Source organism: Arthrobacter sp. 754, assembly GCF_040548695.1.
GTDB lineage: Bacteria > Actinomycetota > Actinomycetes > Actinomycetales > Micrococcaceae > Arthrobacter.
Genome location: NZ_JBEPSC010000005.1, coordinates 420,112 through 440,853 on the forward strand (window position 1 = coordinate 420,112; position 20,742 = coordinate 440,853).

Annotated in this window: 22 protein-coding genes and 1 pseudogene; 15 read left to right on the plus strand and 8 right to left on the minus strand. The window is 64.8% G+C overall.

Features of this window, described 5'->3' with window-relative positions:
- Positions 1-8 precede the first annotated feature (8 nt).
- The 4 genes from ureE (at position 9) to ABIA70_RS16625 (ending at position 2,975) form a co-directional block, all read left to right on the plus strand.
- Complete coding sequence (gene ureE, locus ABIA70_RS16610; RefSeq protein WP_354148666.1) at positions 9-494, plus strand: urease accessory protein UreE; 486 nt, start codon at positions 9-11, stop codon at positions 492-494.
- Between the two features lie 172 nt (positions 495-666).
- Positions 667-1,335, plus strand: a complete 669-nt coding sequence (locus tag ABIA70_RS16615; RefSeq protein WP_354148667.1) for an urease accessory protein UreF — start codon at positions 667-669, stop codon at positions 1,333-1,335.
- A gap of 12 nt (positions 1,336-1,347) precedes the next feature.
- On the plus strand, positions 1,348-1,965 hold the full coding sequence (ureG, locus tag ABIA70_RS16620; protein WP_354148668.1) for an urease accessory protein UreG: 618 nt from the start codon (positions 1,348-1,350) through the stop codon (positions 1,963-1,965).
- 185 nt (positions 1,966-2,150) lie between these two features.
- Complete coding sequence (locus tag ABIA70_RS16625; protein ID WP_502917221.1) at positions 2,151-2,975, plus strand: urease accessory protein UreD; 825 nt, start codon at positions 2,151-2,153, stop codon at positions 2,973-2,975.
- A gap of 4 nt (positions 2,976-2,979) precedes the next feature.
- Here ABIA70_RS16625 and ABIA70_RS16630 read toward each other — a convergent pair whose 3' ends face one another.
- From ABIA70_RS16630 to ABIA70_RS16640, 3 genes are all read right to left on the minus strand, one after another.
- Positions 2,980-3,681, minus strand: coding sequence for an LmeA family phospholipid-binding protein (locus tag ABIA70_RS16630; protein WP_354148669.1), 702 nt, complete (start codon positions 3,679-3,681; stop codon positions 2,980-2,982).
- A gap of 91 nt (positions 3,682-3,772) precedes the next feature.
- The gene (locus ABIA70_RS16635; protein ID WP_354148670.1) at positions 3,773-4,291 is read right to left on the minus strand and encodes a flavin reductase family protein; all 519 of its coding nucleotides are present in this window, start codon (positions 4,289-4,291) and stop codon (positions 3,773-3,775) included.
- Between the two features lie 162 nt (positions 4,292-4,453).
- Positions 4,454-5,161: a FadR/GntR family transcriptional regulator gene (locus tag ABIA70_RS16640; RefSeq protein WP_354148671.1), complete on the minus strand. Its 708-nt coding sequence runs from the start codon at positions 5,159-5,161 to the stop codon at positions 4,454-4,456.
- Between the two features lie 119 nt (positions 5,162-5,280).
- Here ABIA70_RS16640 and ABIA70_RS16645 point away from each other — a divergent pair, with 119 nt between their 5' ends.
- From ABIA70_RS16645 to ABIA70_RS16655, 3 genes are read left to right on the plus strand one after another with little or no spacing between them, the layout of a single operon-like run.
- On the plus strand, positions 5,281-6,681 hold the full coding sequence (locus ABIA70_RS16645) for an SLC13 family permease (protein WP_354148672.1): 1,401 nt from the start codon (positions 5,281-5,283) through the stop codon (positions 6,679-6,681).
- A 48-nt stretch (positions 6,682-6,729) separates the two neighbouring features.
- Positions 6,730-7,992, plus strand: a complete 1,263-nt coding sequence (locus ABIA70_RS16650) for a CaiB/BaiF CoA transferase family protein (RefSeq protein ID WP_354148673.1) — start codon at positions 6,730-6,732, stop codon at positions 7,990-7,992.
- A 2-nt stretch (positions 7,993-7,994) separates the two neighbouring features.
- A complete protein-coding gene (locus ABIA70_RS16655) occupies positions 7,995-9,524 on the plus strand; it encodes a carboxyl transferase domain-containing protein (RefSeq protein ID WP_354148674.1) in 1,530 nt (509 codons plus the stop codon).
- Here the strand turns inward: ABIA70_RS16655 and ABIA70_RS16660 are convergent.
- The gene (locus ABIA70_RS16660) at positions 9,497-9,961 is read right to left on the minus strand and encodes a DUF8821 family protein (RefSeq protein ID WP_354148675.1); all 465 of its coding nucleotides are present in this window, start codon (positions 9,959-9,961) and stop codon (positions 9,497-9,499) included. The two genes, ABIA70_RS16655 and ABIA70_RS16660, sit on opposite strands and share 28 nt — an antisense overlap.
- Positions 9,962-10,017: 56 nt before the next feature.
- Positions 10,018-10,956 (minus strand): LysR family transcriptional regulator, encoded by a 939-nt coding sequence (locus ABIA70_RS16665; protein WP_354148676.1) that lies wholly within the window; start codon positions 10,954-10,956, stop codon positions 10,018-10,020.
- Between the two features lie 240 nt (positions 10,957-11,196).
- On the opposite strand from ABIA70_RS16665, the gene ABIA70_RS16670 reads away from it, so the two are divergent.
- The 3 genes from ABIA70_RS16670 (at position 11,197) to ABIA70_RS16680 (ending at position 14,977) form a co-directional block, all read left to right on the plus strand.
- Positions 11,197-12,315 (plus strand): PrpF domain-containing protein, encoded by a 1,119-nt coding sequence (locus ABIA70_RS16670; RefSeq protein ID WP_354148677.1) that lies wholly within the window; start codon positions 11,197-11,199, stop codon positions 12,313-12,315.
- Between the two features lie 13 nt (positions 12,316-12,328).
- Complete coding sequence (locus ABIA70_RS16675; RefSeq protein ID WP_354148678.1) at positions 12,329-13,777, plus strand: SLC13 family permease; 1,449 nt, start codon at positions 12,329-12,331, stop codon at positions 13,775-13,777.
- A gap of 135 nt (positions 13,778-13,912) precedes the next feature.
- Positions 13,913-14,977: a spore photoproduct lyase family protein gene (locus ABIA70_RS16680; RefSeq protein WP_354148679.1), complete on the plus strand. Its 1,065-nt coding sequence runs from the start codon at positions 13,913-13,915 to the stop codon at positions 14,975-14,977.
- A gap of 200 nt (positions 14,978-15,177) precedes the next feature.
- Here ABIA70_RS16680 and ABIA70_RS16685 read toward each other — a convergent pair whose 3' ends face one another.
- Complete coding sequence (locus tag ABIA70_RS16685; protein ID WP_354148680.1) at positions 15,178-15,381, minus strand: hypothetical protein; 204 nt, start codon at positions 15,379-15,381, stop codon at positions 15,178-15,180.
- 112 nt (positions 15,382-15,493) lie between these two features.
- On the opposite strand from ABIA70_RS16685, the gene ABIA70_RS16690 reads away from it, so the two are divergent.
- Positions 15,494-16,021, plus strand: coding sequence for a DUF427 domain-containing protein (locus ABIA70_RS16690; protein ID WP_354148681.1), 528 nt, complete (start codon positions 15,494-15,496; stop codon positions 16,019-16,021).
- Between the two features lie 75 nt (positions 16,022-16,096).
- Here the strand turns inward: ABIA70_RS16690 and ABIA70_RS16695 are convergent, their stop codons facing one another.
- Positions 16,097-16,873: a type 1 glutamine amidotransferase domain-containing protein gene (locus tag ABIA70_RS16695; protein ID WP_354148682.1), complete on the minus strand. Its 777-nt coding sequence runs from the start codon at positions 16,871-16,873 to the stop codon at positions 16,097-16,099.
- Between the two features lie 292 nt (positions 16,874-17,165).
- Here ABIA70_RS16695 and ABIA70_RS16700 point away from each other — a divergent pair, with 292 nt between their 5' ends.
- From ABIA70_RS16700 to ABIA70_RS16715, 4 genes and pseudogenes are all read left to right on the plus strand, one after another.
- On the plus strand, positions 17,166-18,203 hold the full coding sequence (locus ABIA70_RS16700; RefSeq protein WP_354148683.1) for a zinc-dependent alcohol dehydrogenase family protein: 1,038 nt from the start codon (positions 17,166-17,168) through the stop codon (positions 18,201-18,203).
- 49 nt (positions 18,204-18,252) lie between these two features.
- A complete protein-coding gene (locus ABIA70_RS16705) occupies positions 18,253-19,083 on the plus strand; it encodes an oxidoreductase (RefSeq protein WP_354148684.1) in 831 nt (276 codons plus the stop codon).
- A 60-nt stretch (positions 19,084-19,143) separates the two neighbouring features.
- Positions 19,144-19,928: pseudogene (locus ABIA70_RS16710) on the plus strand (aldo/keto reductase).
- Between the two features lie 54 nt (positions 19,929-19,982).
- Positions 19,983-20,414: a (R)-mandelonitrile lyase gene (locus ABIA70_RS16715; RefSeq protein ID WP_354148685.1), complete on the plus strand. Its 432-nt coding sequence runs from the start codon at positions 19,983-19,985 to the stop codon at positions 20,412-20,414.
- 41 nt (positions 20,415-20,455) lie between these two features.
- Here the strand turns inward: ABIA70_RS16715 and tatA are convergent, their stop codons facing one another.
- Positions 20,456-20,689 carry a Sec-independent protein translocase subunit TatA gene (gene tatA, locus ABIA70_RS16720; protein WP_354148686.1) on the minus strand — a complete coding sequence of 78 codons (234 nt, stop codon included), beginning with the start codon at positions 20,687-20,689 and terminating at the stop codon, positions 20,456-20,458.
- Positions 20,690-20,742 lie beyond the last annotated feature (53 nt).

Here is a 20,742-nt window from a genome sequence, read left to right on the forward strand (position 1 = left end):
AGCCTGACGTGATCATCGAAAAAGTCCTTGGCAACCTGCACGAGCTGCCCGCATCGGACCTGGCCACCTACACCGGTCTGCACCGCGAGAAAGTGGTGCTGCCCAGCGCCCAGCTGGTCAAACGCATCCAGCGGGTCATCACCGACCACGGCAAAGAGATCGGGATCCGCCTCCCCTCCGGCTCCGGCGACCTCCGCGACGGCGACATCCTGCACGTCGAGGGGACCAACATGATCGTCGTGTCCGTGCTGCCCACCGACGTCCTCGTGGTGGCGCCGCGTTCCGTGTACGAAATGGGCGTCGTGGCACACTCGCTCGGCAACCGGCACCTGCAGGCCCAGTTCTTCGACGCTGCCTCTGAGTATGAGGCCGACGTCATGGTGTGCGCCTACGACCACACCGTCGAGGACTATCTTCGCCACGTTGGAGTGCACTATACCCGCCAGGAACGCGTCATGCCTGTGCCCTTCCGCCATGCTGAACACAGCCACTGACCTCGCCCCTGACGCGGCGCGTTCGACTGCCTCTGAGGCTTCGGCGGGAGATAGGGCCCGTGCCCGTCCCCAGCCGCTCCCAACTCTCGCAAGCTCGAGTCGGGGCCCTCGCGGCAGTGGGCCCCCCACGAGTGCCACCACACCGCAGCCCCCTTCACCCGCCTCCACCGATGTGCCCAGCTACCAGCTTGCGCTGCAGCAACTTTGTGACTCAGCGCTACCTACCGGGGCTTTTGCTCACTCCTTTGGATTCGAGACGTACGTCGACGCCGGGGTCATTTTTGATGAGGGGTCTTTTGGCGTGTGGCTCGGGGCGTTCATCGGGCCGCAGCTTTCCTACTCTGATGGGCTGGCGATCCGGTTCCTTTATGAGGGGTGGGATGTTGGGGAGCTGGATGAGCACTTGTCTGCTTCTTTGTTGCCTCGGGAGGTGCGGGAGGCGAGTGTGAAGATGGGCGGGCGGCTGCTGGAGATCGGGACTGAGGTTTTTCCGTCAGAGCAGCTGGGACTGTACCGGGACCTGGTGACCAGTGGCCGTGCCGCCGGGCACCAGCCGCTGGCGTTCGCCGTCGTCGCCCGTTCCCTGGGCGTGCCGCCGAATGAAGCGCTGGCTGCGTACCTTTTCGCCACTGTCACGTCGCTGACGCAGAATGCGGTCCGTGCCATCCCGCTGGGGCAGAACGCCGGGCAGCGGCTGCTGCGGACAGCGGCCGACGACGTCGCTGCCGCCGTCGGGCGGATCGGGCGCCTGACGCCGGACGACTTCGGGGCCGTCAGCCCCGGACTGGAAATTTCGCAGATGCGGCACGAGCGTCAGCGCGCCCGGATGTTCATGAGCTAGCAGGAGGACAACATGACTGAACCCATCAAGATCGGCATCGGCGGCCCGGTAGGCGCCGGCAAAACCCAGCTCGTCGAGCGGCTCACGCGCCACATGAGCCAGGACATCTCCATGGCCGCCATCACCAACGACATCTACACCATCGAGGACGCCAAAATCCTCGCCGCCAACGGCATCCTCCCCGAGGACCGGATCATCGGCGTCGAAACCGGCGGCTGCCCGCACACCGCCATCCGCGAAGACACCTCCATGAACACGGCCGCCATCGAGGAACTCAAAGCCCGGCACCCCGACCTGCAGGTGATCTTCGTGGAGTCCGGCGGCGACAACCTCTCCGCCACCTTCAGCCCCGAGCTCGTCGATTTCTCCATCTACATCATCGACGTGGCCCAGGGCGAAAAGATCCCCCGCAAAGCCGGCCAGGGCATGATCAAGTCCGACCTCTTCATCATCAACAAGACCGACCTCGCACCCCACGTCGGCGCCGACCTCTCCGTCATGGAACGGGACTCCAAAGAGTTCAGGGGCACGAAACCGTTCTGCTTCACGAATCTCAAGACCGACGAAGGGCTCGACGCCGTCATCCAATGGATGCGGCGCGATGTCCTGATGCTCGACCTCGCGCCATGAGCACGTCGGCGGCCGTTCCTCCGGCGGCTTCACCGGATATTAGGGGCCGTGCCCGTCCCCAGCCGCTCCCAACTCTCGCAAGCTCGAGTCGGGGCCCTCGCGGCAGTGGGCCCCCCACGAGTGCCACCACGCCGCGGCCCCTAATATCCGGCCCCACCGCCTCAGCGGTTGAGCCGCCTCGCGGAGTGCTGGAGCTCGTCATCACCCGACGCCGCGGAAGATCTATAGCTTCCCGGCAATTTCACGAGGGAGCGCTCCGGGTTTTGCGGCCGCATTATCTGGATGACTCCGGGCAGGTTTGTTATGTGCTCGTTAATCCTGGCGGGGCTTATCTTGGGGCTGATTTGTTCCTCATTGATGTTGAGGTGGGGGACGGGGCTGATTTGTTGCTGACTACACAGTCTGCGACGAAGATTTACCGGACTCCTGGGTCTTTTGCTGAGCAGCGGATGAGCCTGCGGCTTGGGGAAGGGGCGCGGCTGGAGCTGGCGCCGGACCAGCTGATCGCCTACCGCGAGGCCACCTACCGGCAGAACACCTACGTCACGGTGCGGCCGTCGTCGAGCCTGGTCATGGCCGAGGTCATCACTCCTGGCTGGTCGCCGGACGGCGCGTCGTTCCGGTACGAGGAGCTGCGGCTCCGGAATGAAATCGTGGTGGAAACCGACGACGGCGGCCGGCTGCTGGCCCTCGATAACCTGCTGATCCGGCCGCCCGCCGGCGACGTCACCGGCATGGGGTATATGGAGGGGTTCAGTCATTTGGGCTCGCTGGTGGTGGTGGATGCACGTGTGAACCAGGCGCTGGCGGACGAACTTCACGCCCTCACGGCGAACCACGAGGCACACACCGGCATCTCGCTGACCCGCACTCTGGCCGGAACCACGGGACTGGTGCTGCGCTCGCTCTCCCACAGCACGGCAGAACTGAACCGGCTGCTCGGCGCGTGCACGGCCCTGCTCCGTGAAAGGTGGCACGGGCAGGAACCACCGAACCTGAGGAAGTACTGAGTGATCACCGACCTGGCGCGAGCTTGACGTCCTCGCCCCGGAGGTTGGCACGGAAGCCGTCGCCTTGGACGGTGACGTCCTGAAGCACGAGGCCCTCGGGCAGGCCCTTGATGTCGTGCTCAATCGTCACGAACCTGCGAACGACGGCAGCAGTGGCGTCGGAGAGGAAGTCCGGACCACCAAAGTCGATCGAGCGTGGCTCAACAACCAGCCTGCCGGATTGGACCTCGACCGTGCCTGTCGCGATGACGCTCAGTTCGCGGCCCAGAGCCTCAACGGTGCGGACCACCGTGGCCTGGCCGCCGTCGGCGGCGCGGACCACCGTCCCGTTACCGAGCTCGCCGGCGACGACGTCGAACGGGACGGTCGCGTCCACTGCAAGCCGGGCAGCCACCAGCCCCCCGGGCCCAGTGACCACGTCCTGCCCGACGGCACGGACGTCGCGGAGCGTCGAGCCCGCGGCCACCACCGTCCCCGCATCCAGCGCCAGGTCAGCGAGCCACACCTGATCCCCGCCCAGGCCGGCGGGAGGCTCTGCTCCCGGCGGGCTCCCGGCACCCGTCGACGGAGAAGGCGCAGCAGCCCCTGGCTCTCCCCCACCGGCCGGATCGCTCACCGTCCACCAGAGGATCGCAAATGTTACCCCCAAAACAAGGACCATCCCCGTGGCACCGATCAGCCAGTCCTTCGCACGCGTCCACATCATGAGGACAGTCTGATGGCTCGATGAGCAGGGCGCTAACCCGAACCATCACGCTGCCAAAGCCACGTACTGCGTAAAAGCGGCTTTGCCTACGTCATGCGACACGCTCCAGCAGGCTGGGCCGGACATCTGCTCCTCCCATGTAGCTGCCCTTGAAGAAGAGCAGGGGCTCCGCGCCGTCGCGTGCACCAAGGGCCCGGACAGCACCGACCACGATGGTGTGGTCGCCGCCGTCGTATTCATCCTGGAGCTCGCAGTCCACCCAGGCGAGGGCCCTGTCCAGCACCGGGTTGCCCAGCGGCGACGCGGAGTGGGCCACGCCGGCAAACTTGTCGGTACCGGAACGGGCGAACCGGGCAGCCAAGTGCTGGTGCTCGGCGGGCAGGATATTGACAGTGAAGCGGGCCGCCTTGCGCAACTGTGGCCATGTCCTTGAACTGCGGGCGGGACTGAATGTGACAAGGGCCGGGTCGAGGGACAGTGAAGAGAAGGACTGGCAGGTGAAGCCGGCTGGACCGTCGTCAGTGGCGGCTGTGATCACAGTCAGCCCGGAGGCAAAGTGGCCTAGGACGTGGCGCAAACGCTGGGGGGCGAGATCAAAATGTTCCGTCATGTTCGTTCCTTTCGAGGCCGGTTATCCAAACCAACCACCCGCGTGCGCTCTGTTCAATCGGTCATGAAACGCACGGACGCCGTAGGACATGCGAAGTCATGGCCCGAAGCGCGGGGTAACGAAAGCCGCCGCTGCGGCAAAGTGCTGCGGCCCGGCAAGGCGTCAGCCGTTTTTGAGGAGGGCTACATCGGAGACCATCTCGATGTGCTCCAGCATTGCCGCGGAGGCAGCCTCGGAGTCCTGGGCCCTGATGGCGTCGGCGATCTTGCGGTGGGACGCCAGGGATTGCTCAGGACGGCCCGGCTGACCCAGGGATTCGAGCCGGGTTTCCAGGACCATCCCGGCGATGAAGGTCATCAGCTGGGCCAGCACGGCAGAATGAGCGGCAGCGGTCACGGCCTGGTGGAACAATTCGTCACCGCGCGCGCCCTTGGCTCCCGACGCGACCTCGTCAGCCATGGCCTCAAGCGCCGCGTCAATGGCTTTCATGTCGCCGGCGCTGCGCCTGGCGGCCGCGAGCTCGGCAAGCTTCACCTCGAGGGTGCTCCGTGCCTCCACGATCTCGGGCAAGCGGCTGCGGTGCTCGCGGAGACCCTTGATCACGGACGGGACATTGGGACGGTACACCAGCACGGCTCCGGTACCGTGCTGGACATCAATCACGCCGAGCACCTCCAGCGCCACCAGGGCCTGGGCCAGCGTGGCGCGCGAAACGCCAAGCCGTTCGGCAAGCTCTCGCTCAGCGGGCAGCGTATCCCCGGGAGCCAGCTGTGCAGCCTCGATGTAGTCCATGATCTGCTCAACGAGCTGCTCATAGAGCCGGGGCCGCGCAACACGGGAGATCTGTTGCGTTGCTGTCTGCTTTGGCATGCGCATCCTTTCGGGGCTCTGTGCCTTAACAATACCGGACTATTGACAAAGACACCCAGTGTCTAGGAGGCTAGGCCAGTGATCCACTTCACAGCCCATTTCGATCCGGAGGCACAAAGATGTCCGCTCCCGTCCTGTCCATCATCATCCTGGCGGCGATGTTTCTGCTTGCCACGGTGCTGCCCCTCAACATGGGGGCCCTGGCCTTCGTAGGAGCGTTCCTGCTGGGGTCGGTGGTTCTCGGCATGTCCACCAACGACATCCTTTCGAACTTCCCCGGCGGCCTGTTCCTGACCATCGTCGGCGTCACCTACCTCTTCGCCATCGCCCAGAACAACGGCACCATTGATCTGCTGGTCCGCGGCGCTGTCCGGCTCGTGGGCAATAAGGTGGCACTCATCCCCTGGGTCATGTTCGCCATCACCGCGCTTATCACAGCCGTCGGGGCACTGTCTCCCGCCGCCGTCGCCATCATCGCCCCCATCGCCCTGAGCTTTGCGGCCAAACACAAAATCAATCCGCTCATGATGGGCATGATGGTCATCCACGGAGCCCAGGCCGGCGGCTTCTCCCCCATCGCCGTCTATGGCGTGACCGTCAACGGCATCATCGCCAAGACGGACCTGGAAGCCAGCCCGATGGCCATCTTCCTGGCCAGCTTCCTTTTCAACCTGGCCATCGCCGTGGTCCTGTCCCTCGTCCTCGGCGGCAACAGGTTCCGCTCCACGAAGGCAGGGCGCGTTGTGGAACGTGCGGCTGAAACGCGGATGTCCGCCAGCGTCGGCGCACGTGCGGCCGGCGTCACCCTGCAGGGTTCCGGCTCCGACATCTCCCCCGCCGGCGTTGCTGCCAAGGGCACCTCCGGCGGCGCAGGTACACCCGCTGCGAACGAAGCAGGCGCCTCTTCCACCGGAGCGCGGGCCAATATCCCCCAGCTCGTCACGATCCTGGGCCTGATCGCCCTCGCCGTCATCTCGCTCGGCTTCAAGGTGGACGTCGGTTTCGTCTCCATCACCATCGCCATCATCCTGGCCCTGGTCTCCCCGGCTGCCCAAAAGGGCGCTGTGAACAAGATCAGCTGGTCCACCGTTCTGCTCATCTGCGGCATGCTCACCTTCGTCGGTGTCCTCGAAAAAGCCGGCACCATCAAGTTTGTCTCGGACGGCGTCGCCCACCTGGGCATGCCGCTGCTGGCAGCCCTGCTGATCTGCTACATCGGCGGAATCGTCTCGGCATTCGCCTCCTCCACCGCCATCCTCGCGGCCCTCATTCCGCTCGCGGTTCCTTTCCTGGCCACCGGCGAGATCGGCGCGGTGGGCGTCATCGCCGCCCTCGCCGTCGCCTCCACGATCGTGGATGTGTCACCGTTCTCCACCAACGGCGCCCTGGTGCTCGCCAATGCACCCGAAGACGTGGACAAGGAAAAGTTCTACAAGCAGATCCTTGCGTACAGCGGCATCGTGGTCGCTGCCGGACCCGCCATCGCATGGCTGGTCATGGTGGTCCCGGGCTGGATGTAGCCGCCCCGTTCAGCACGCGCCCCACACTCCAAAAAGAGGACTACCGCCATGAGCACCGAACCGACTATCCGCACCGAAGGCCCGCTGTCGGGCTACCTTGTGGTGGACCTGAGCCGCGCCCTGGCCGGGCCCCACGCCGGCATGATGCTGGCTGATCTGGGCGCCCGGGTCATCAAGGTCGAAAACCCCGGCACCGGCGATGACACCCGCGGCTGGGGGCCGCCGTTCGTCGGACCCGAGGACGACCCGCAGGCAACGTACTTCCTGTCCTGCAACCGCAACAAGGAATCCATCGCCCTGGACCTGAAGAGCGACGACGGCCGGTCAATACTGCGCGAACTGCTGGAACGGGCCGACGTCGTGATCGAGAACTTCCGTCCCGGAGTCCTGGACCGGCTCGGCTTCTCCACCGCGGAAATGCATGCGCTGAACCCGGCACTGGTCATCCTGTCCATCACCGGTTTCGGGCACGACGGGCCCGAATCGCAGCGCAGCGGCTACGACCAGATCCTGCAGGGCGAGGCGGGCCTCATGTCCCTTACCGGGTCCGGGCCGGACGACCCGCAGCGGGTGGGCGTACCCATCGCCGACCTGCTGTCCGGCATGTACGGCGCCTTCGGCACCCTGGCGGCCCTGCTGCAGCGCGAGCGGACCGGGAAGGGCCAGATCGTGCGCACCTCGCTGCTCGCAGCCCTCATCGGGGTGCATGCCTTCCAGGGCACCCGGGCAACAGTCGCCGGCGAAGTCCCCCAGGCCCAGGGCAACCACCACCCCTCCATCGCCCCGTACGGACTGTTCCATTGCCGTCAGGGCAGCGTCCAGATCAGTGTCGGCAGCGAAAAGCTCTGGCGCACCTTCGCATCCGCCTTTGGAATTGACGCCGGGCAGCCCGAATTCGCCACGAACGCGGACCGGGTCCGCAACCGGCAGAAAGTCATCGACGTCGTGGAACAGGCCTTCTCCGAATTCGAGGCGGAACCGCTGCTGGCCAAACTCAACGAGGCGGGCATCCCGGCCGGCAAAGTCCGCACCCTGGACGAGGTCTACGAGTGGGACCAGGTCCATTCCCAGGGGCTCATGATCGACGTCGACCATAAGATCCTCGGCACCGTGAGCCTGCCCGGGCCGCCGCTGCGGTTCTTCAGCACCGCAGACACCACCGAAACCACGCTTAAGACGCACACCGCACCGCCCCTGCTGGACCAGGACGGGGAACAGATCCGGCAGTGGCTCGGATTGGTGCCGGCGGGAACCGGGCGAACAGCGGCTGACGCCGTCACGACCGTGCCGGACCACCAGGAAAGGCGCTGATCATGCTGACCGAGCAGAAGGCACGGCATCTGGACGCGGCCGGACTCATCACCGCGGTGCTGGATCCGGGCACCTTCCGAAGCTGGGATGCCCCCGTCGTGGACCCGGATCCGGGTCCGGAGTACCTTCAGGAACTGGCGGCCGCGCGGGAAAAGACCGGAGTGGACGAATCCGTGCTCACCGGCGAAGGACATATCCGCGGCCGGCGCGTAGCCGTCATCGTCAGCGAATTCCGCTTCCTTGCCGGCTCCATCGGGCTGGCTGCGGCTGAACGCATCGTCACCGCCGTCGAACGGGCAACCCGGGAGGGCCTGCCGCTCCTTGCCGGGCCGGCGTCGGGCGGCACCCGCATGCAGGAAGGAACCATCGCGTTCCTGTCGATGGTGAAAATCAGCGCGGCTGTCCGCGCCCACCGCCAGGCAGGGCTGCCCTACCTGGTCTACCTCCGCCACCCCACAACGGGCGGAGTCATGGCCTCCTGGGGGTCCCTGGGCCACATCACGGTCGCCGAGCCGGGTGCGCTGCTAGGATTCCTCGGCCCGCGCGTCTACGAGGCGATCAACGGCACGCCGTTTCCGGAGAACGTCCAGGTCGCGGAAAACCTCTTCGACAAGGGCCTGATCGATGCGGTGGTCCCGCCCGGTCAGCTGTCCGACGTCGTCGACCGCGCCTTGAGCATCCTGGTCACCGGTCCGCACCGGGAACTTGCGCCGCCGAGGACCCTTTCGGTCAGACCTTCCGACGCCGGCGCGTGGGAATCGATCGGAATCTCCCGGAATCCGCGGCGGCCGGACCTGCGGCAGCTGCTCGCTTATGGCGCCAGGGATGTGCTGCCGCTTAACGGCACCGGGCAGGGCGAAAAGGACCCCGGCCTTCAGCTTGCCCTGGCACGCTTCGGCCAGGAGTCCTGCGTCGTCATCGGCCACACCAGGCCCCGCCCTTCGGAACAGACAGCCATGGGCCCGGCATCCCTCCGGGAGGCCCGCCGCGGCATGCGCCTGGCCGAGGAACTCGGGCTGCCGCTGCTGACCGTCATCGATACCAGCGGCGCGGCCCTCTCCAAGGAGGCAGAAGAAGGAGGGCTCGCGGGTGAAATTGCCCGTTCACTGCACGATCTGATCGGGCTGAACTCCCCCACCCTGTCTGTGCTTCTAGGCCAGGGCGCCGGCGGCGGGGCACTGGCGCTCCTGCCCGCGGACCGCACCATCGCAGCCCACCACGCCTGGCTCTCACCGCTTCCCCCCGAAGGTGCGAGCGCCATCGTCCACCGGAACACCGACCACGCGCCGGCAATGTCCGAAACCCAGGGAGTCAACGTTGCATCCCTTTACGCCAACGGACTCGTTGAGCACATCGTGGACGAACGCCCGGACGCGTCACAGGAGCCGAAAGCGTTCTGCCTGCGCATGGGGCAGGCGATCGAATACGAACTCGCCACACTGTCCAATGCCGGGATCAACACACTGCTGCCGCAACGGCTGGCCAAGTACCGGAGGCTGGGGGATCAGTCCTCGCCCTTGATGACGAAGTAGGAGCCGCGGATGACTCCTGCCAGCTTTGATTTCTGGCGGGCGAACTTGAAACGTGATGCCAGTTCCTCCGGGATCTCCACTCCCTCGGACAGTTTGAATCCGACCGCCCGCTTCCCGCCGTCCTCGATGCTGTACATGACGTTGACCGCCAGCCCCGACTCGTAGAACACGTAATCCATGCGCAGACCGTCAACTTCGAACGCTGTTGCCTCGAGCGGACGGGAGCCGATGACGATGTCGCGCTCGTCCTTGAGGATGCGGGTTACGCGGTCGACCACCTCCGGAACCTCGGTGGCAGGGCGAACGGTGAAGGCGTGGCCGTACTTGTTGTGGTAGTAGCGTCCCTCGTTGGCGCGTAGCCCGGCGAGGGCGTCGGCGACCGGTGACGATTCCAGCCCGACTGTAGAAACCTTTTTGAAGTCAACAACGTACGGCATGTGTGCGCGCTCCTGATGAGATGTGGTAGACCAACGATAACGTGTGCACGCTTTGGCTAGAGGTAGTCACCGGCCCGCTCACGGGCGACTTCAAGCAGGGTTGTGTGGAAGGCGACCTCGGCCGGGGCGTAGACCTTGTCCTGGCGTTGGGCCAGCAACACCCTTCGCAGCGGGGCGGCATCACCAAGACTCAACACCCTCACGTCAGGATGCTGGAGGGCCACGGCGGTTTTGGGAACCATGGCCACTCCCATTCCGACGCTGACCATGGCCTGGGCCTCTTGGTAGTCGTTGGCCAGGAAGCCGATGGTCGGTTCGAAACCCGCGTCGTGGGCGGAGCGTTGCAGGACCTCCACCACCGGGTGCGCCTCAGCGCGGACAATCCACGATTCCTTGCGCAGATCCTCCATCCTCACTTCATCGCGGCCGGCGAGCGGGTGCCCCTTGGCTACCAGGATCACGGTGCTCTCCTGAAAGACTTCGGTTACCCGGATTGAGTCGTCCTGGAAGCGATTCCACGGGTAGTCCCACAACAGGCACAGACCGGTGACTCCGGACTCGAGGTCCGAGACGAGTTCATCAAAGCGTGCGCTGCGCAGCGAGAGGCCGATCGCAGGGTATCGCTTCTTGAAGGCGCGGATCACGACAGGCAGGAACGAGCCTGCCAGCGTAGGAAATGTACCCACGGTCAAAGATCCGCGCCTGAGACCGGCGATCTGGTCCAGGTCCGACTGGGCGGCGCGCATCTGGCCAACGATCTTGCGGGCGTGCCCCGCCAGCACCTGGCCGGCCTCTGTTGGCACAACCCCGCGGGAGCGGCGGTTCAGCAGCGGCTGCCCCACCTCCTGTTCGAGTTTCCGCAACTGCTGGGAAACCGCCGACGGGGTGTACATCATCAGCTCCGCCGCCGCCGTGATCGATCCCTGCTCGACGACCTCAACCAACAGGGCCAACCGCCGGATGTCGAATAAGTTTTGTTCTTCATCCTTAAGCATCTCTTCACCCTTCTGTTTGTTTGGTTCATTCTATGCAACCTGCTCGTGTAACTGAGCGGATCCGGGCATCCGGCGCCGGGGTCTCTTTGCTTGAGAGGGCAAAAGACGCTTTACCAGCAATGACTTAAGCATCTCTACATCCCCCCACAATAATTGAACATTGTCTTCACTTGTGATCCGGCTCATTCTTTTACCAGGCCCTGAAGAATCTGCATGGCACTAGGAGATGTAGGGAACACGATGAAGATAGAAGCTGAATGGATGCGCGGAGGCACCAGCAAGTGCTGGGTCTTCGAAACGGAGCACCTGGATCAGGTCCGCACCAGCCTGGATGAGCTGCTCCCCCGGCTGTTCGGGAGCCCGGACTCCCGGCAGATTGATGGCGTCGGAGGTGCAACTTCAACAACCAGCAAGGCCATGATCCTTCGCCGGCCGGCCGAGGAAGGGGTCGATGTCGAGTTCACCTTCGCCCAGGTCGGCATCGAAGAGGCCGAAGTGGACTGGAGCAGCAACTGCGGGAACTGCTCTGCGGTTGTAGGGCTATACGCGATCGAAAAAGGTTGGGTGGTCCCGCACGGAGACGTCACGAGGATCGTTACCCGCAACACGAACACCGGCCAGATCATCATCCAGCGGGTCTCCACCCCCGCCGGTGCCCTGCCCATCGTTCCTGATGCCCGGATGCCCGGGGTTGCGTTCGCCGGCTACCGGGTCGGTCTCGGCTTCCAGGATCCGGCCGGCAAGACCACCGGAAAGCTGCTGCCCACCGGTGCGGCCACCGACACGATACTTGCCGGTGGAACGCGCTGGACCGTGTCGATGGTCGACGCCGGCGCCCCTGTAGTGATCGTCCGCGCTGAGGAGTTGGGCCTGGACCCTTCCCGATATGACAGCTGGGCCTCCGGCGTGGAACTGCAACTGGAAACCCTCGACCACATCCGCCGACAGGCGGCCGTGCGGATGGGGCTGGCGCCCACCATCGCCGAAGCTGCCCGTGCCATCCCGAAGCTGGCGATAGTGGCCTCCCCCACGCAGCCGGACCCGGTCTGCGATGTCAACGTGATGATGCTTTCGATGGGCAAGCCCCACCCCGCCCTGGCAATCACCGGCAGCATCGCCCTGACACTCGCCGCAAGGACCCCGGGCACCGTTCTCAACAGCATCACAGGCGCCACGCCGCGACCCACGCTGAGACTGCGCACACCAGCCGGGGTAATCGAGACCTGGAGCGAGCATCGCGACGGGTCACAGCTGGTCGGCGTCGACCGAACGGCCCGAACCATCGCCACAAGCATCATCCATCTTCCGGAAGCCCTCGGCACCGCCGTCGAAGCCTCCCTAGCATCAGCCACTCAATGAGGAGCCAAGACCAATGATGAAGACCATCTACCAGTCCAATCCGCAGGCCGGGACCGAAACCGGGGAAGCCCCTGCCAGGCTTCCGAATCGTCGCCGCCGTATCCTGCTGATAACGGTAGCCGCGATCGCCATCCTGGGCCTGGCCGCCCTCGTGTTCGGGGGTGCCATCTTCAACCCGGCGGCCACCTCGGAATCGGAGCCGGCAATGACCGTTACACAGATCATCCCGCTGGTCATACTTGTCGTGATGTTCGTCGTCGCCACGAAATGGCCACTGAACATCGGCGTCATGGGCCTGGTGGCTTCGTTCGGCGTCGGGTACTTCATGCTCGGAATGACCGACAAGGAGATCCTCAAGGAATTCCCCGCAAGCATCGTCCTGACGATCATCGGGGTCACCTACTTCTTCAGCATGGCGCAGCCGAACGGGACCATCGACATCATCGTCCAAACCTGTGTGCGCCTCGTCAGGGGTAAAACACTCCTGCTGCCCTGGGTCTTCTTCCTCATTGCTGCCGCGCTGACGTCCCTGGGCACCTTCTCCCCCGCCGCCGTCGCACTCCTCGCCCCCGCAGCCCTCGGTTTCGCTTACGAATCGCGCATCCATCCAGTACTCATGGGTGCGTTCATCATCAACGGAGCACACGCAGGAGGGTTCTCCCCGCTCTCCGTGGCCGGCGTCCTGGTCCACAACATCGCCCTCGAAAACGGCTTCCCCATCTCCCAAGGCGGACTGTTCGCGGCGAGCTTCGCCCTCAATCTCATCCTGTCGGCACTGACGGTGGTGTTGTTTGCACTCCTGGGCAAGCTGAAGGACGGCCAGGGCGGCCACCATATCGACCTTGATTCGCCCCGCACGAGCCGCCCCCATGGCCAGCAAATCCTCACCCTCGTGTTGATCGCTGCAATGCTTATATGCACGCTGGGCTTCCACATGCCTATCGGCTTCGTTGCACTCTCTGCCGGGCTCCTTCTGGCTCTGGTCAACATCAAAGAACACCGGACCTTCATCGGCGGCGTCTCCTGGTCCACCGTTCTTCTGGTGGCCGGCATGATCACCTATGTCTCCCTGCTCCAGCACGTCGGCGTCATCGACACCCTCGCCGAGCAGGCCCTGGCACTGGGTGCGCCGCTGTTGATCGCACTGGTCCTCTGCTACGTGATTGGCGTCGGCTCCGCGTTCGCTTCGTCCACCGCTTTGCTGACCGCGTTCATCCCCCTCGCCGGTCCCCTGCTGGCCTCCAGTTCGCTAAGCGCCTCAGGAACCGTCGCAGCACTCGCCATTGCCGCAACGGTGGTGGACGTCTCCCCCTTCTCCACCGACGGCGCACTGGTTGTCGCCAACGCCCGCGAAGACGACCGCCAGCGCGTCTACAAACAACTGATGATGTACGCCGGCGGAGTGGTACTGGTCGCTCCCGCGCTGGCCTGGGCCCTGCTCGTACCCACCGGCATTATGTAGGGTTCGGCGGCCGACGGCGGCCCGGCAGACGGGCGCAGAACCTGACGTCGCTACACACCAGGGCAGGGCGTGCCAGAACGGCGGCCCTGCCTTTGGCGTTTCAGTTCTTCTTCGGCGCCTTGGGAGAATGGAATCATGGAATTCAACCGGCTGCTGCAGATCCGGCGCATCTACGCCCAGCCCGCTGCACTGGAGCTCCCCCGGGGAAAAGAGATCGTCGAACGCTGGCCGGGCGCCGACGTCGTTCTTGTCGAGAACCACTGGAACATTCCGGTAGTGCACGGTGACGAAACGAACGTGCCACGCTGGTCCCGGATCAAGACCGAGGCGCTGGTCCTCGGCGTCAAGAAGGCGCTGACAGTCAAGCCAAACGGCCGTTCCGCGGATTTCATTGCGCCCTCCACCGCGAACGGCTGCGCCATGGCATGCGCCTACTGCTACGTTCCCCGGCATAAGGGGTACAGCAACCCGGTCACCGTGTTCGCGAACATCGACCAGATTGCCGGGGCGCTTGAGCGGCACGCCGCACGCCAGGGAATGAAGCTGGAGCCCAACCAGTGCGACCCAGACCTCTGGGTATACGACATCGGCGAAAACAGCGACTGCTCGGTGGATGCCCTGATCAGCGACAACGTCAAAGACCTCGTCACACTCTTCCGCGAACTGCCCACCGCCAAGCTTTCCTTTGCCACCAAGTACGTGAACCCGGTAATGCTCGACTGGGACCACGGCGGCCACACCCGGATACGCTTTTCCCTCATGCCCGCAGAATTGGCCAGGTCCGTTGACGTCAGGACGTCGCCGGTGGCTGAACGCCTGGCTGCAATCAACGACTTCGTCGACGCCGGGTACGAGGTCCACGTGAACTTCTCCCCCGTCATCATTACGGACACCTGGCTCAGGGATTGGGAGCAGCTGCTGCGCCAGCTCGATGCCACCCTGACCGCCGCCGCCAAGGACCAGCTCGCGGCGGAAGTCATCTTCCTGACCCACAACGAGCGGCTCCACGAGGTCAACCTGGGCTGGCATCCGCAGGCGGAGAACGTGCTGTGGCGCCCGGACCTCCAGGAATCGAAGGTCTCCTCAAACGGCTTCACCAACGTCCGCTACCGGTCCGGAACCAAGGCCGGCTATGTGCGGCAACTGACTGCCCTGATTGACGAGGTCGCACCTTACTGCCGTATCCGCTACGCCTTTTGAGGTTGCAGGGAGAGGGCTTTTGGCGCACCCCGGGGGCCGGGCGAGCGGGCACCAAACCCCCGGCCGACGGCGTGAGGCACGTGCCGCCGTCGGGCGCCGGTTATGTTGCCGCAGGCAAAATCTTTCCGCTGATTGCCATCACTCTGGGGTAGTTTTCGGCCACCGAATGAGGCACGGCGCCGACAGGTGTACTTCCGCGGCTAACCGGCGGGCGCCACGACGTCCTCCAGCACCGACCTGTCGAAGAAACGGACCTCGCCCGTCGCCTCGAAGAACACCGGAACCACCGATGTGCTCGGGTCCTTGGAGGTCTCGTAGATCTCAGCCGCACTCCCGTGCTTCCTGGCAATCGTTCCCACCAGCTCGGTACCGCGGACCCGGACTGTTCGAAATTTGTAGCTCATGTTGACCCCTTCGTCGAGTACCGCAAACCCTACCCCTGAAAGAACTTCGGCACCTGCCGGGCGTCCTCGCTGTAGGGGTCGGCGATGCCTCGGAAAGTGGCAACATGGGGAGATGACACCTGCTCACGGCTTTACCGGCTTCTTCCGGCGTCCACGGCCCATCACACCCGGGCCGGGACAGGAATCAGTGTGGGATTACCCGCGGCCGCCACAGGTCGAGCCGCGATCCGAGCGGGTCATCGTGAGAGTCGGCGGGCAGGTGATTGCGGATACCACCGATTCCGTGCGCGTCCTGGAGACGAGCCATCCGCCTGTCTACTACCTGCCATTGGACTCATTCCCTTCCGGGGTACTTGTCCCTGTCGGGGGCACCACCTTCTGCGAGTTCAAGGGAGAAGCGCACTACTTCGACGTCGTCGCCGGCGGAGTGGTCGTTTCGCGCGCGGGATGGACCTACCCGGAACCCACCCGTGGATTCGAGGCGCTGAGTACCCGGGTGGCCCTTTACCCGGGTCGCATGGACTCCTGCGAAGTCAACGGCGAGCAGGTGACCTCCCAGGACGGTGACTTCTACGGCGGTTGGATCACCAGGCAGATCGTTGGTCCGTTCAAGGGTGGCCCGGGCACGGCCGGGTGGTGAGCAGAGGGGGCAGCAACGAAAACTGACGGCCGCCCCTTCGTCGGGGTGGCCGTCAGTTTCAGTGCGCTGCGACTGCTAGTGATCCGCTTCTGCGGCAGCCTTCCTGGCGCTCTTCTCGGCGTCCTTCGCCGCGCGCAGGGCCTCCGTCTCGTGCTGTTCCTCGGCTTTCTCCTGGTGGATGACCTCCGCCAGGAGCTTCTCCATCTCCTTGGCGACGCCGGCGGCTGAGGCCGGGTTCTGACCGGTCACCAGCCGTTCGTCAACCACGACCTTTTCCTCAAAGACACCAGCGGAGACGTGCGTGGCGCCCTGTTCCTCGAGCCGGTCTGCGAGGAAGAACGGGATGACCTTGTCCTTCCCTGCGGCAACCTCCTCGTCGTTGGTGAAGGCTGCTACCTTCCTGCCCTCGACCAAGCGGAAGCCGTTGGCCAGCTCGACGTTCAGCAGCCCGGCCGGCCCGTGGCAGACAGCGCCCACTACACCGCCGGCGTTGTAAACGCTGGCCACGAGATTCTGCAGACCCTCGCTGTCCGGGAAGTCCCACATGGTGCCGTGGCCCCCCACGAGGTAGACGGCGTCGTACTGGTCGGGATCAACGACGTCGACCCGCGCAGTGTTGTAGAGACCGGCGCGCGTGGTCTCGTCCTCCGTGAAAGCGACCTGCACGGGATCTGCCGGGTCCACCTTGTCACGCGGGGGCTGGCCGCCCTTGATGGACGCGAAGTCGACGAAATGGCCCGAATCCTTGAAGACCTTCCAGGGATGTGCAGCCTCGGCCACGTTGTAGCCCGTCGTCTCTCCGGTATCGCCGATCTCGGAAACGCTGGTTAGTACCATGAGGATTTTCTTCATGAAATGCTCCTTTCGTCCAGCTTCCACCCTACGCCCAGCCCCGATTCGGGCCTCCCTCGCTTGGTTTTTCGCTTTCAACGCGCCAAGGTCGCGGCGTACTTGGTCCGGTTCGGCTTCGGCGGGCATGTTCGCCTGGTCCCGGTCTCTTTTGAACAAACCAGCCGGGTCCTTGTCAAAGGGGCACCCCGTACCAGGCCCTGACAGTACCTGTTCAGGGGAACTTTTCTGCTGTTACCTAAGCAGTGGAACCTGGAGCTTTTCATCAAGCCACCGAAAAGCGGAGAGAATTCAGATGCGAGCAACCTTTATGTATGGCGCCGGCGATGTGCGGGTGGAGAACGTGCCCGACCCGATCCTGCAGGACCCCACCGACGCGCTGGTCCGGATAGTCCGGTCCTGCGTCTGCGGCTCCGACCTGCACCCGTACCACAGCATGCCCAAGTCCCATCAGGGCTCCCCGATGGGCCACGAGTTCATCGGCGTCGTCGAGGAGACCGGCCAAGACGTCTCAACCCTGAAAAAGGGCGACTTTGTCATTGCCCCGTTCGCTTGGTCGGACGGGACCTGCGTCTTCTGCCGCGAAGGCCTGCAGACCTCCTGCCGGCACGGCGGGTTCTGGGCCTCCAACGGAATCGGCGGAGCGCAGGCGGAAGCTGTCCGCGTCCCCTTCGCCGACGGCACGCTGGTCAAGGCCCCGGTGGGCGAGGACAGCGAACTGCTGCCCTCGCTCCTGACCTTGTCGGACGTCTACGGCACCGGCCACCACGCCGCCATTAAGGCAGGCGTCAACAGCCGGACCACCGTGACGGTAATCGGCGACGGCGCCGTGGGCCTGATGGCCGTACTCTCGGCCAAACAGCTCGGTGCCGGGCAGATCATCCTGATGGGACGGCACAAAGCCCGCACCGACCTCGGCATCGAATACGGCGCAACCGACGTCGTGGCCGAACGCGGCGAGGCGGGCATCGAGAAGGTCCGTGAGCTCACCGGCGGGGACGGCACCCACACCGTCCTCGAATGCGTAGGACACCGCCCCGCTTACGACCAGGCGCTCGGCGTGATCCGCCCCGGCGGCGTCATCAGCCGCGTGGGCGTGCCGCAGTACGAGGACGCACCGATCGGCTTCGGCTCCATGTTCGGGCCCAACATCACCCTCACCGGCGGCCCCGCCCCCGTTCGGGCCTACATCGGGACGCTGCTCCCAGGTGTCCTCGACGGCACCGTCAACCCGGGCAAAGTCTTCGACCGCACCATCAGCCTCGACGAGGTCCCCGACGGATACCGCGCCATGGACTCCCGCGAAGCCCTCAAAGTCCTCGTCCGCCCTTAACCCCAACCACCAACCCCAACCACCGGTCACAACGAAAAGGAAGCCGTTCATGGCTACATGGCTCATCACAGGATGCTCCACCGGACTCGGCCGGGCACTCGCCCAGGCAGTGCTCGCCCACGGGCACAACGCCGTCGTCACCGCCCGTAACTCGGCGACGCTCGAAGACATCGCCGCCGCCTACCCCGACACGGCACTGGTCCTGCCCCTCGACGTCACCGACCGGGCCCAAATCGGCACGGTGGTGCAGCAGGCGCAGACGCGCTTCGGCAGCGTCGATGTGCTCGTCAACAACGCCGGGTACGGATACCGCGCCGCGGTGGAAGAAGCGGACGACGCCGACATCCGGCAATTGTTCGACACTAACGTTTTCGGCGCAGTGGACATGATCAAAGCAGTCCTGCCGGACATGCGTGCCAAAAGATCCGGTTCCATCGTGAACATCTCCTCCATCGGAGCGCGCATCAAACCGGCCGGATCCGGCTACTACTCGGCAACCAAAGCCGCCCTGGAGGGGCTCTCCGGCTCCCTTCACAGGGAGCTGCAGCCGCTGGGGATCAGCGTCACCGTCGTCGAACCGGGCGCCTTCCGCACCGACTTCGCCGGCCGCTCACTCACCCAGTCGGCGATGCCGATCGGAGACTACGCGGAGACTGCCGGCAAGCGGCGGAAGGAAAACGACACGATTCACGGCACACAGCCCGGCGATCCTGCCAAAGCAGCCGAAGCCATCCTTAAGGTCGTCGAAAGTGCGGAGCCGCCGTCGTTGCTGGTGCTCGGACAGGACGCGTTCGGCGCTTTTGGTGCTGTTGCCGAGGCAGAACTGGCCGAACTGGACCGTTGGCGGGAACTCAGCCTCAGCACAGGAATTGAGGACTAAGTCGAATACACACGCCTGGGCCGGTCCGGCCTGAAAGTAAGCCGCATCGCCTTGGGCTGCATGAGTTTCGGCGACACGTCGCAAGGCTTCAACGAATGGGCGCTCGGCGATGACGATGCCGAGCCGATCTTCCGCCAGGCCGTCGACCTGGGCATTACTTTCTGGGACACGGCCAACGTTTACGGTTACGGCAGCTCTGAAGAGATCGTGGGCCGCGCCATCAGGAAATACACCCGCCGCGAAGACGTCGTACTCGCCACGAAGGTGCACTTCAAGATGCACGGCGGCCCCGGCGGGTCCGGCCTGTCGCGCAAGGCCATCATGGAACAGATCGATGCGTCCCTGTCCCGCCTCGGCACAGACTACGTTGACCTGTACCAGATCCACCGTTTCGATCCCGACGTGCCCGTCGAGGAAACCATGGAAGCCCTGCACGACGTCGTCAGGTCCGGGAAAGCCCGCTACATCGGAGCCTCCTCCATGTGGGCCTGGCAGTTTGCGAAAATGCAGCACACCGCCGACCTGCACGGCTGGACCAGGTTCGTCTCCATGCAGAACCAGTACAGCCTCATGCAGCGGGAGGAGGAACGGGAGATGTTTCCGCTTCTGGCCGACCAGGGGGTGGGCAGTATCCCGTGGAGCCCGCTGGCCAAGGGACGGCTCACCAGGCCGTGGGGCGAGCACACCAAACGTGCCGACACAGACCCGGTGCAGCGCCGCTTGTAGGAGCCACCAAAACCCCTCACCTGGCCGACGCCGTCGCGGCCCTGGCGATCAAACTTACCGACGTCCAGGTGCAGCAGCTCGAGAAGCCGTACACCCTGCGGATGCCCACCGGATACTGACTGCCAACTGTTCACCGAAGACAAGACTTGACGACAAGAATTAAGGGAAGACCTATGAACATCGAACCCACCATGCCGACGGCGAAGAACCCGCCGGCCCAGTTTGCCGGCGACGTCTGGCTCGACCCGATCGCCCTGCCCCATGAGAGGGGCCAGACCATGGTCGTCGCGACCGTCCGCTTCGCTCCCGGAGCCCGCACCGCCTGGCACTCGCACAAGCACGGCCAGTACCTCCGCGTCACCCAGGGCATTGGCCGCTTCGGCGGCAGGGACGGCAGGATCATTGAAGTCCACCCCGGCCAGACCCTCTACACTCCGCCGGGCGAGGAGCACTGGCACGCCGCTGCTCCGGGCTGTTTCATGGAACACATCGCCATGCTCCAGAACGACGGGGACCCCGCCACAACCACGACGTGGGGCGAGCACATCACCGACGACGAATACAACGGCAACCAGCCTTGGCGCTCACGTCCCGCCAGCCCCTGATTTCGACGGCGTCGGTGCCGCGGGGGCTGCGGCGCGGATGGTCAGGTCGTCGGCCTCGCTGAAGGGAGCCGACCGGCAGCATCCGCCGTGGGCTCCGACCCTTCCGTGCCGGCGGCCCCGCCGTCGTTCTTCATTTCCTTCACCTCGGACCTGATGATCCGCATCGACTGCCCCAAACTTCGGGCCATCGCCGGGAGTTTGGGCGCGGCAAAGAGAAGCAGTGCAACAACTACGATGATGAGTATTGGCCACGGGCCGTCAAACAGTCTTCCCACGGGGAGGTCCCTTCCTCTTCAGTGCTTACTGATATTTGAATGTCCTTCGCAGC

What these genes read in the sequence shown, in the direction of transcription:
- ureG (WP_354148668.1), top strand. Translation starts at nt 1,348, where the DNA reads ATGACTGAACCCATCAAGATCGGCATCGGCGGCCCGGTAGGCGCCGGC.
- ABIA70_RS16630 (WP_354148669.1), bottom strand. Translation starts at nt 3,681, where the DNA reads ATGATGTGGACGCGTGCGAAGGACTGGCTGATCGGTGCCACGGGGATG.
- ABIA70_RS16635 (WP_354148670.1), bottom strand. Translation starts at nt 4,291, where the DNA reads ATGACGGAACATTTTGATCTCGCCCCCCAGCGTTTGCGCCACGTCCTA.
- ABIA70_RS16640 (WP_354148671.1), bottom strand. Translation starts at nt 5,161, where the DNA reads ATGCCAAAGCAGACAGCAACGCAACAGATCTCCCGTGTTGCGCGGCCC.
- ABIA70_RS16645 (WP_354148672.1), top strand. Translation starts at nt 5,281, where the DNA reads ATGTCCGCTCCCGTCCTGTCCATCATCATCCTGGCGGCGATGTTTCTG.
- ABIA70_RS16650 (WP_354148673.1), top strand. Translation starts at nt 6,730, where the DNA reads ATGAGCACCGAACCGACTATCCGCACCGAAGGCCCGCTGTCGGGCTAC.
- ABIA70_RS16655 (WP_354148674.1), top strand. Translation starts at nt 7,995, where the DNA reads ATGCTGACCGAGCAGAAGGCACGGCATCTGGACGCGGCCGGACTCATC.
- ABIA70_RS16660 (WP_354148675.1), bottom strand. Translation starts at nt 9,961, where the DNA reads ATGCCGTACGTTGTTGACTTCAAAAAGGTTTCTACAGTCGGGCTGGAA.
- ABIA70_RS16665 (WP_354148676.1), bottom strand. Translation starts at nt 10,956, where the DNA reads ATGCTTAAGGATGAAGAACAAAACTTATTCGACATCCGGCGGTTGGCC.
- ABIA70_RS16670 (WP_354148677.1), top strand. Translation starts at nt 11,197, where the DNA reads ATGAAGATAGAAGCTGAATGGATGCGCGGAGGCACCAGCAAGTGCTGG.
- ABIA70_RS16675 (WP_354148678.1), top strand. Translation starts at nt 12,329, where the DNA reads ATGATGAAGACCATCTACCAGTCCAATCCGCAGGCCGGGACCGAAACC.
- ABIA70_RS16680 (WP_354148679.1), top strand. Translation starts at nt 13,913, where the DNA reads ATGGAATTCAACCGGCTGCTGCAGATCCGGCGCATCTACGCCCAGCCC.
- ABIA70_RS16685 (WP_354148680.1), bottom strand. Translation starts at nt 15,381, where the DNA reads ATGAGCTACAAATTTCGAACAGTCCGGGTCCGCGGTACCGAGCTGGTG.
- ABIA70_RS16690 (WP_354148681.1), top strand. Translation starts at nt 15,494, where the DNA reads ATGACACCTGCTCACGGCTTTACCGGCTTCTTCCGGCGTCCACGGCCC.
- ABIA70_RS16695 (WP_354148682.1), bottom strand. Translation starts at nt 16,873, where the DNA reads ATGAAGAAAATCCTCATGGTACTAACCAGCGTTTCCGAGATCGGCGAT.
- ABIA70_RS16700 (WP_354148683.1), top strand. Translation starts at nt 17,166, where the DNA reads ATGCGAGCAACCTTTATGTATGGCGCCGGCGATGTGCGGGTGGAGAAC.
- ABIA70_RS16705 (WP_354148684.1), top strand. Translation starts at nt 18,253, where the DNA reads ATGGCTACATGGCTCATCACAGGATGCTCCACCGGACTCGGCCGGGCA.
- ABIA70_RS16715 (WP_354148685.1), top strand. Translation starts at nt 19,983, where the DNA reads ATGAACATCGAACCCACCATGCCGACGGCGAAGAACCCGCCGGCCCAG.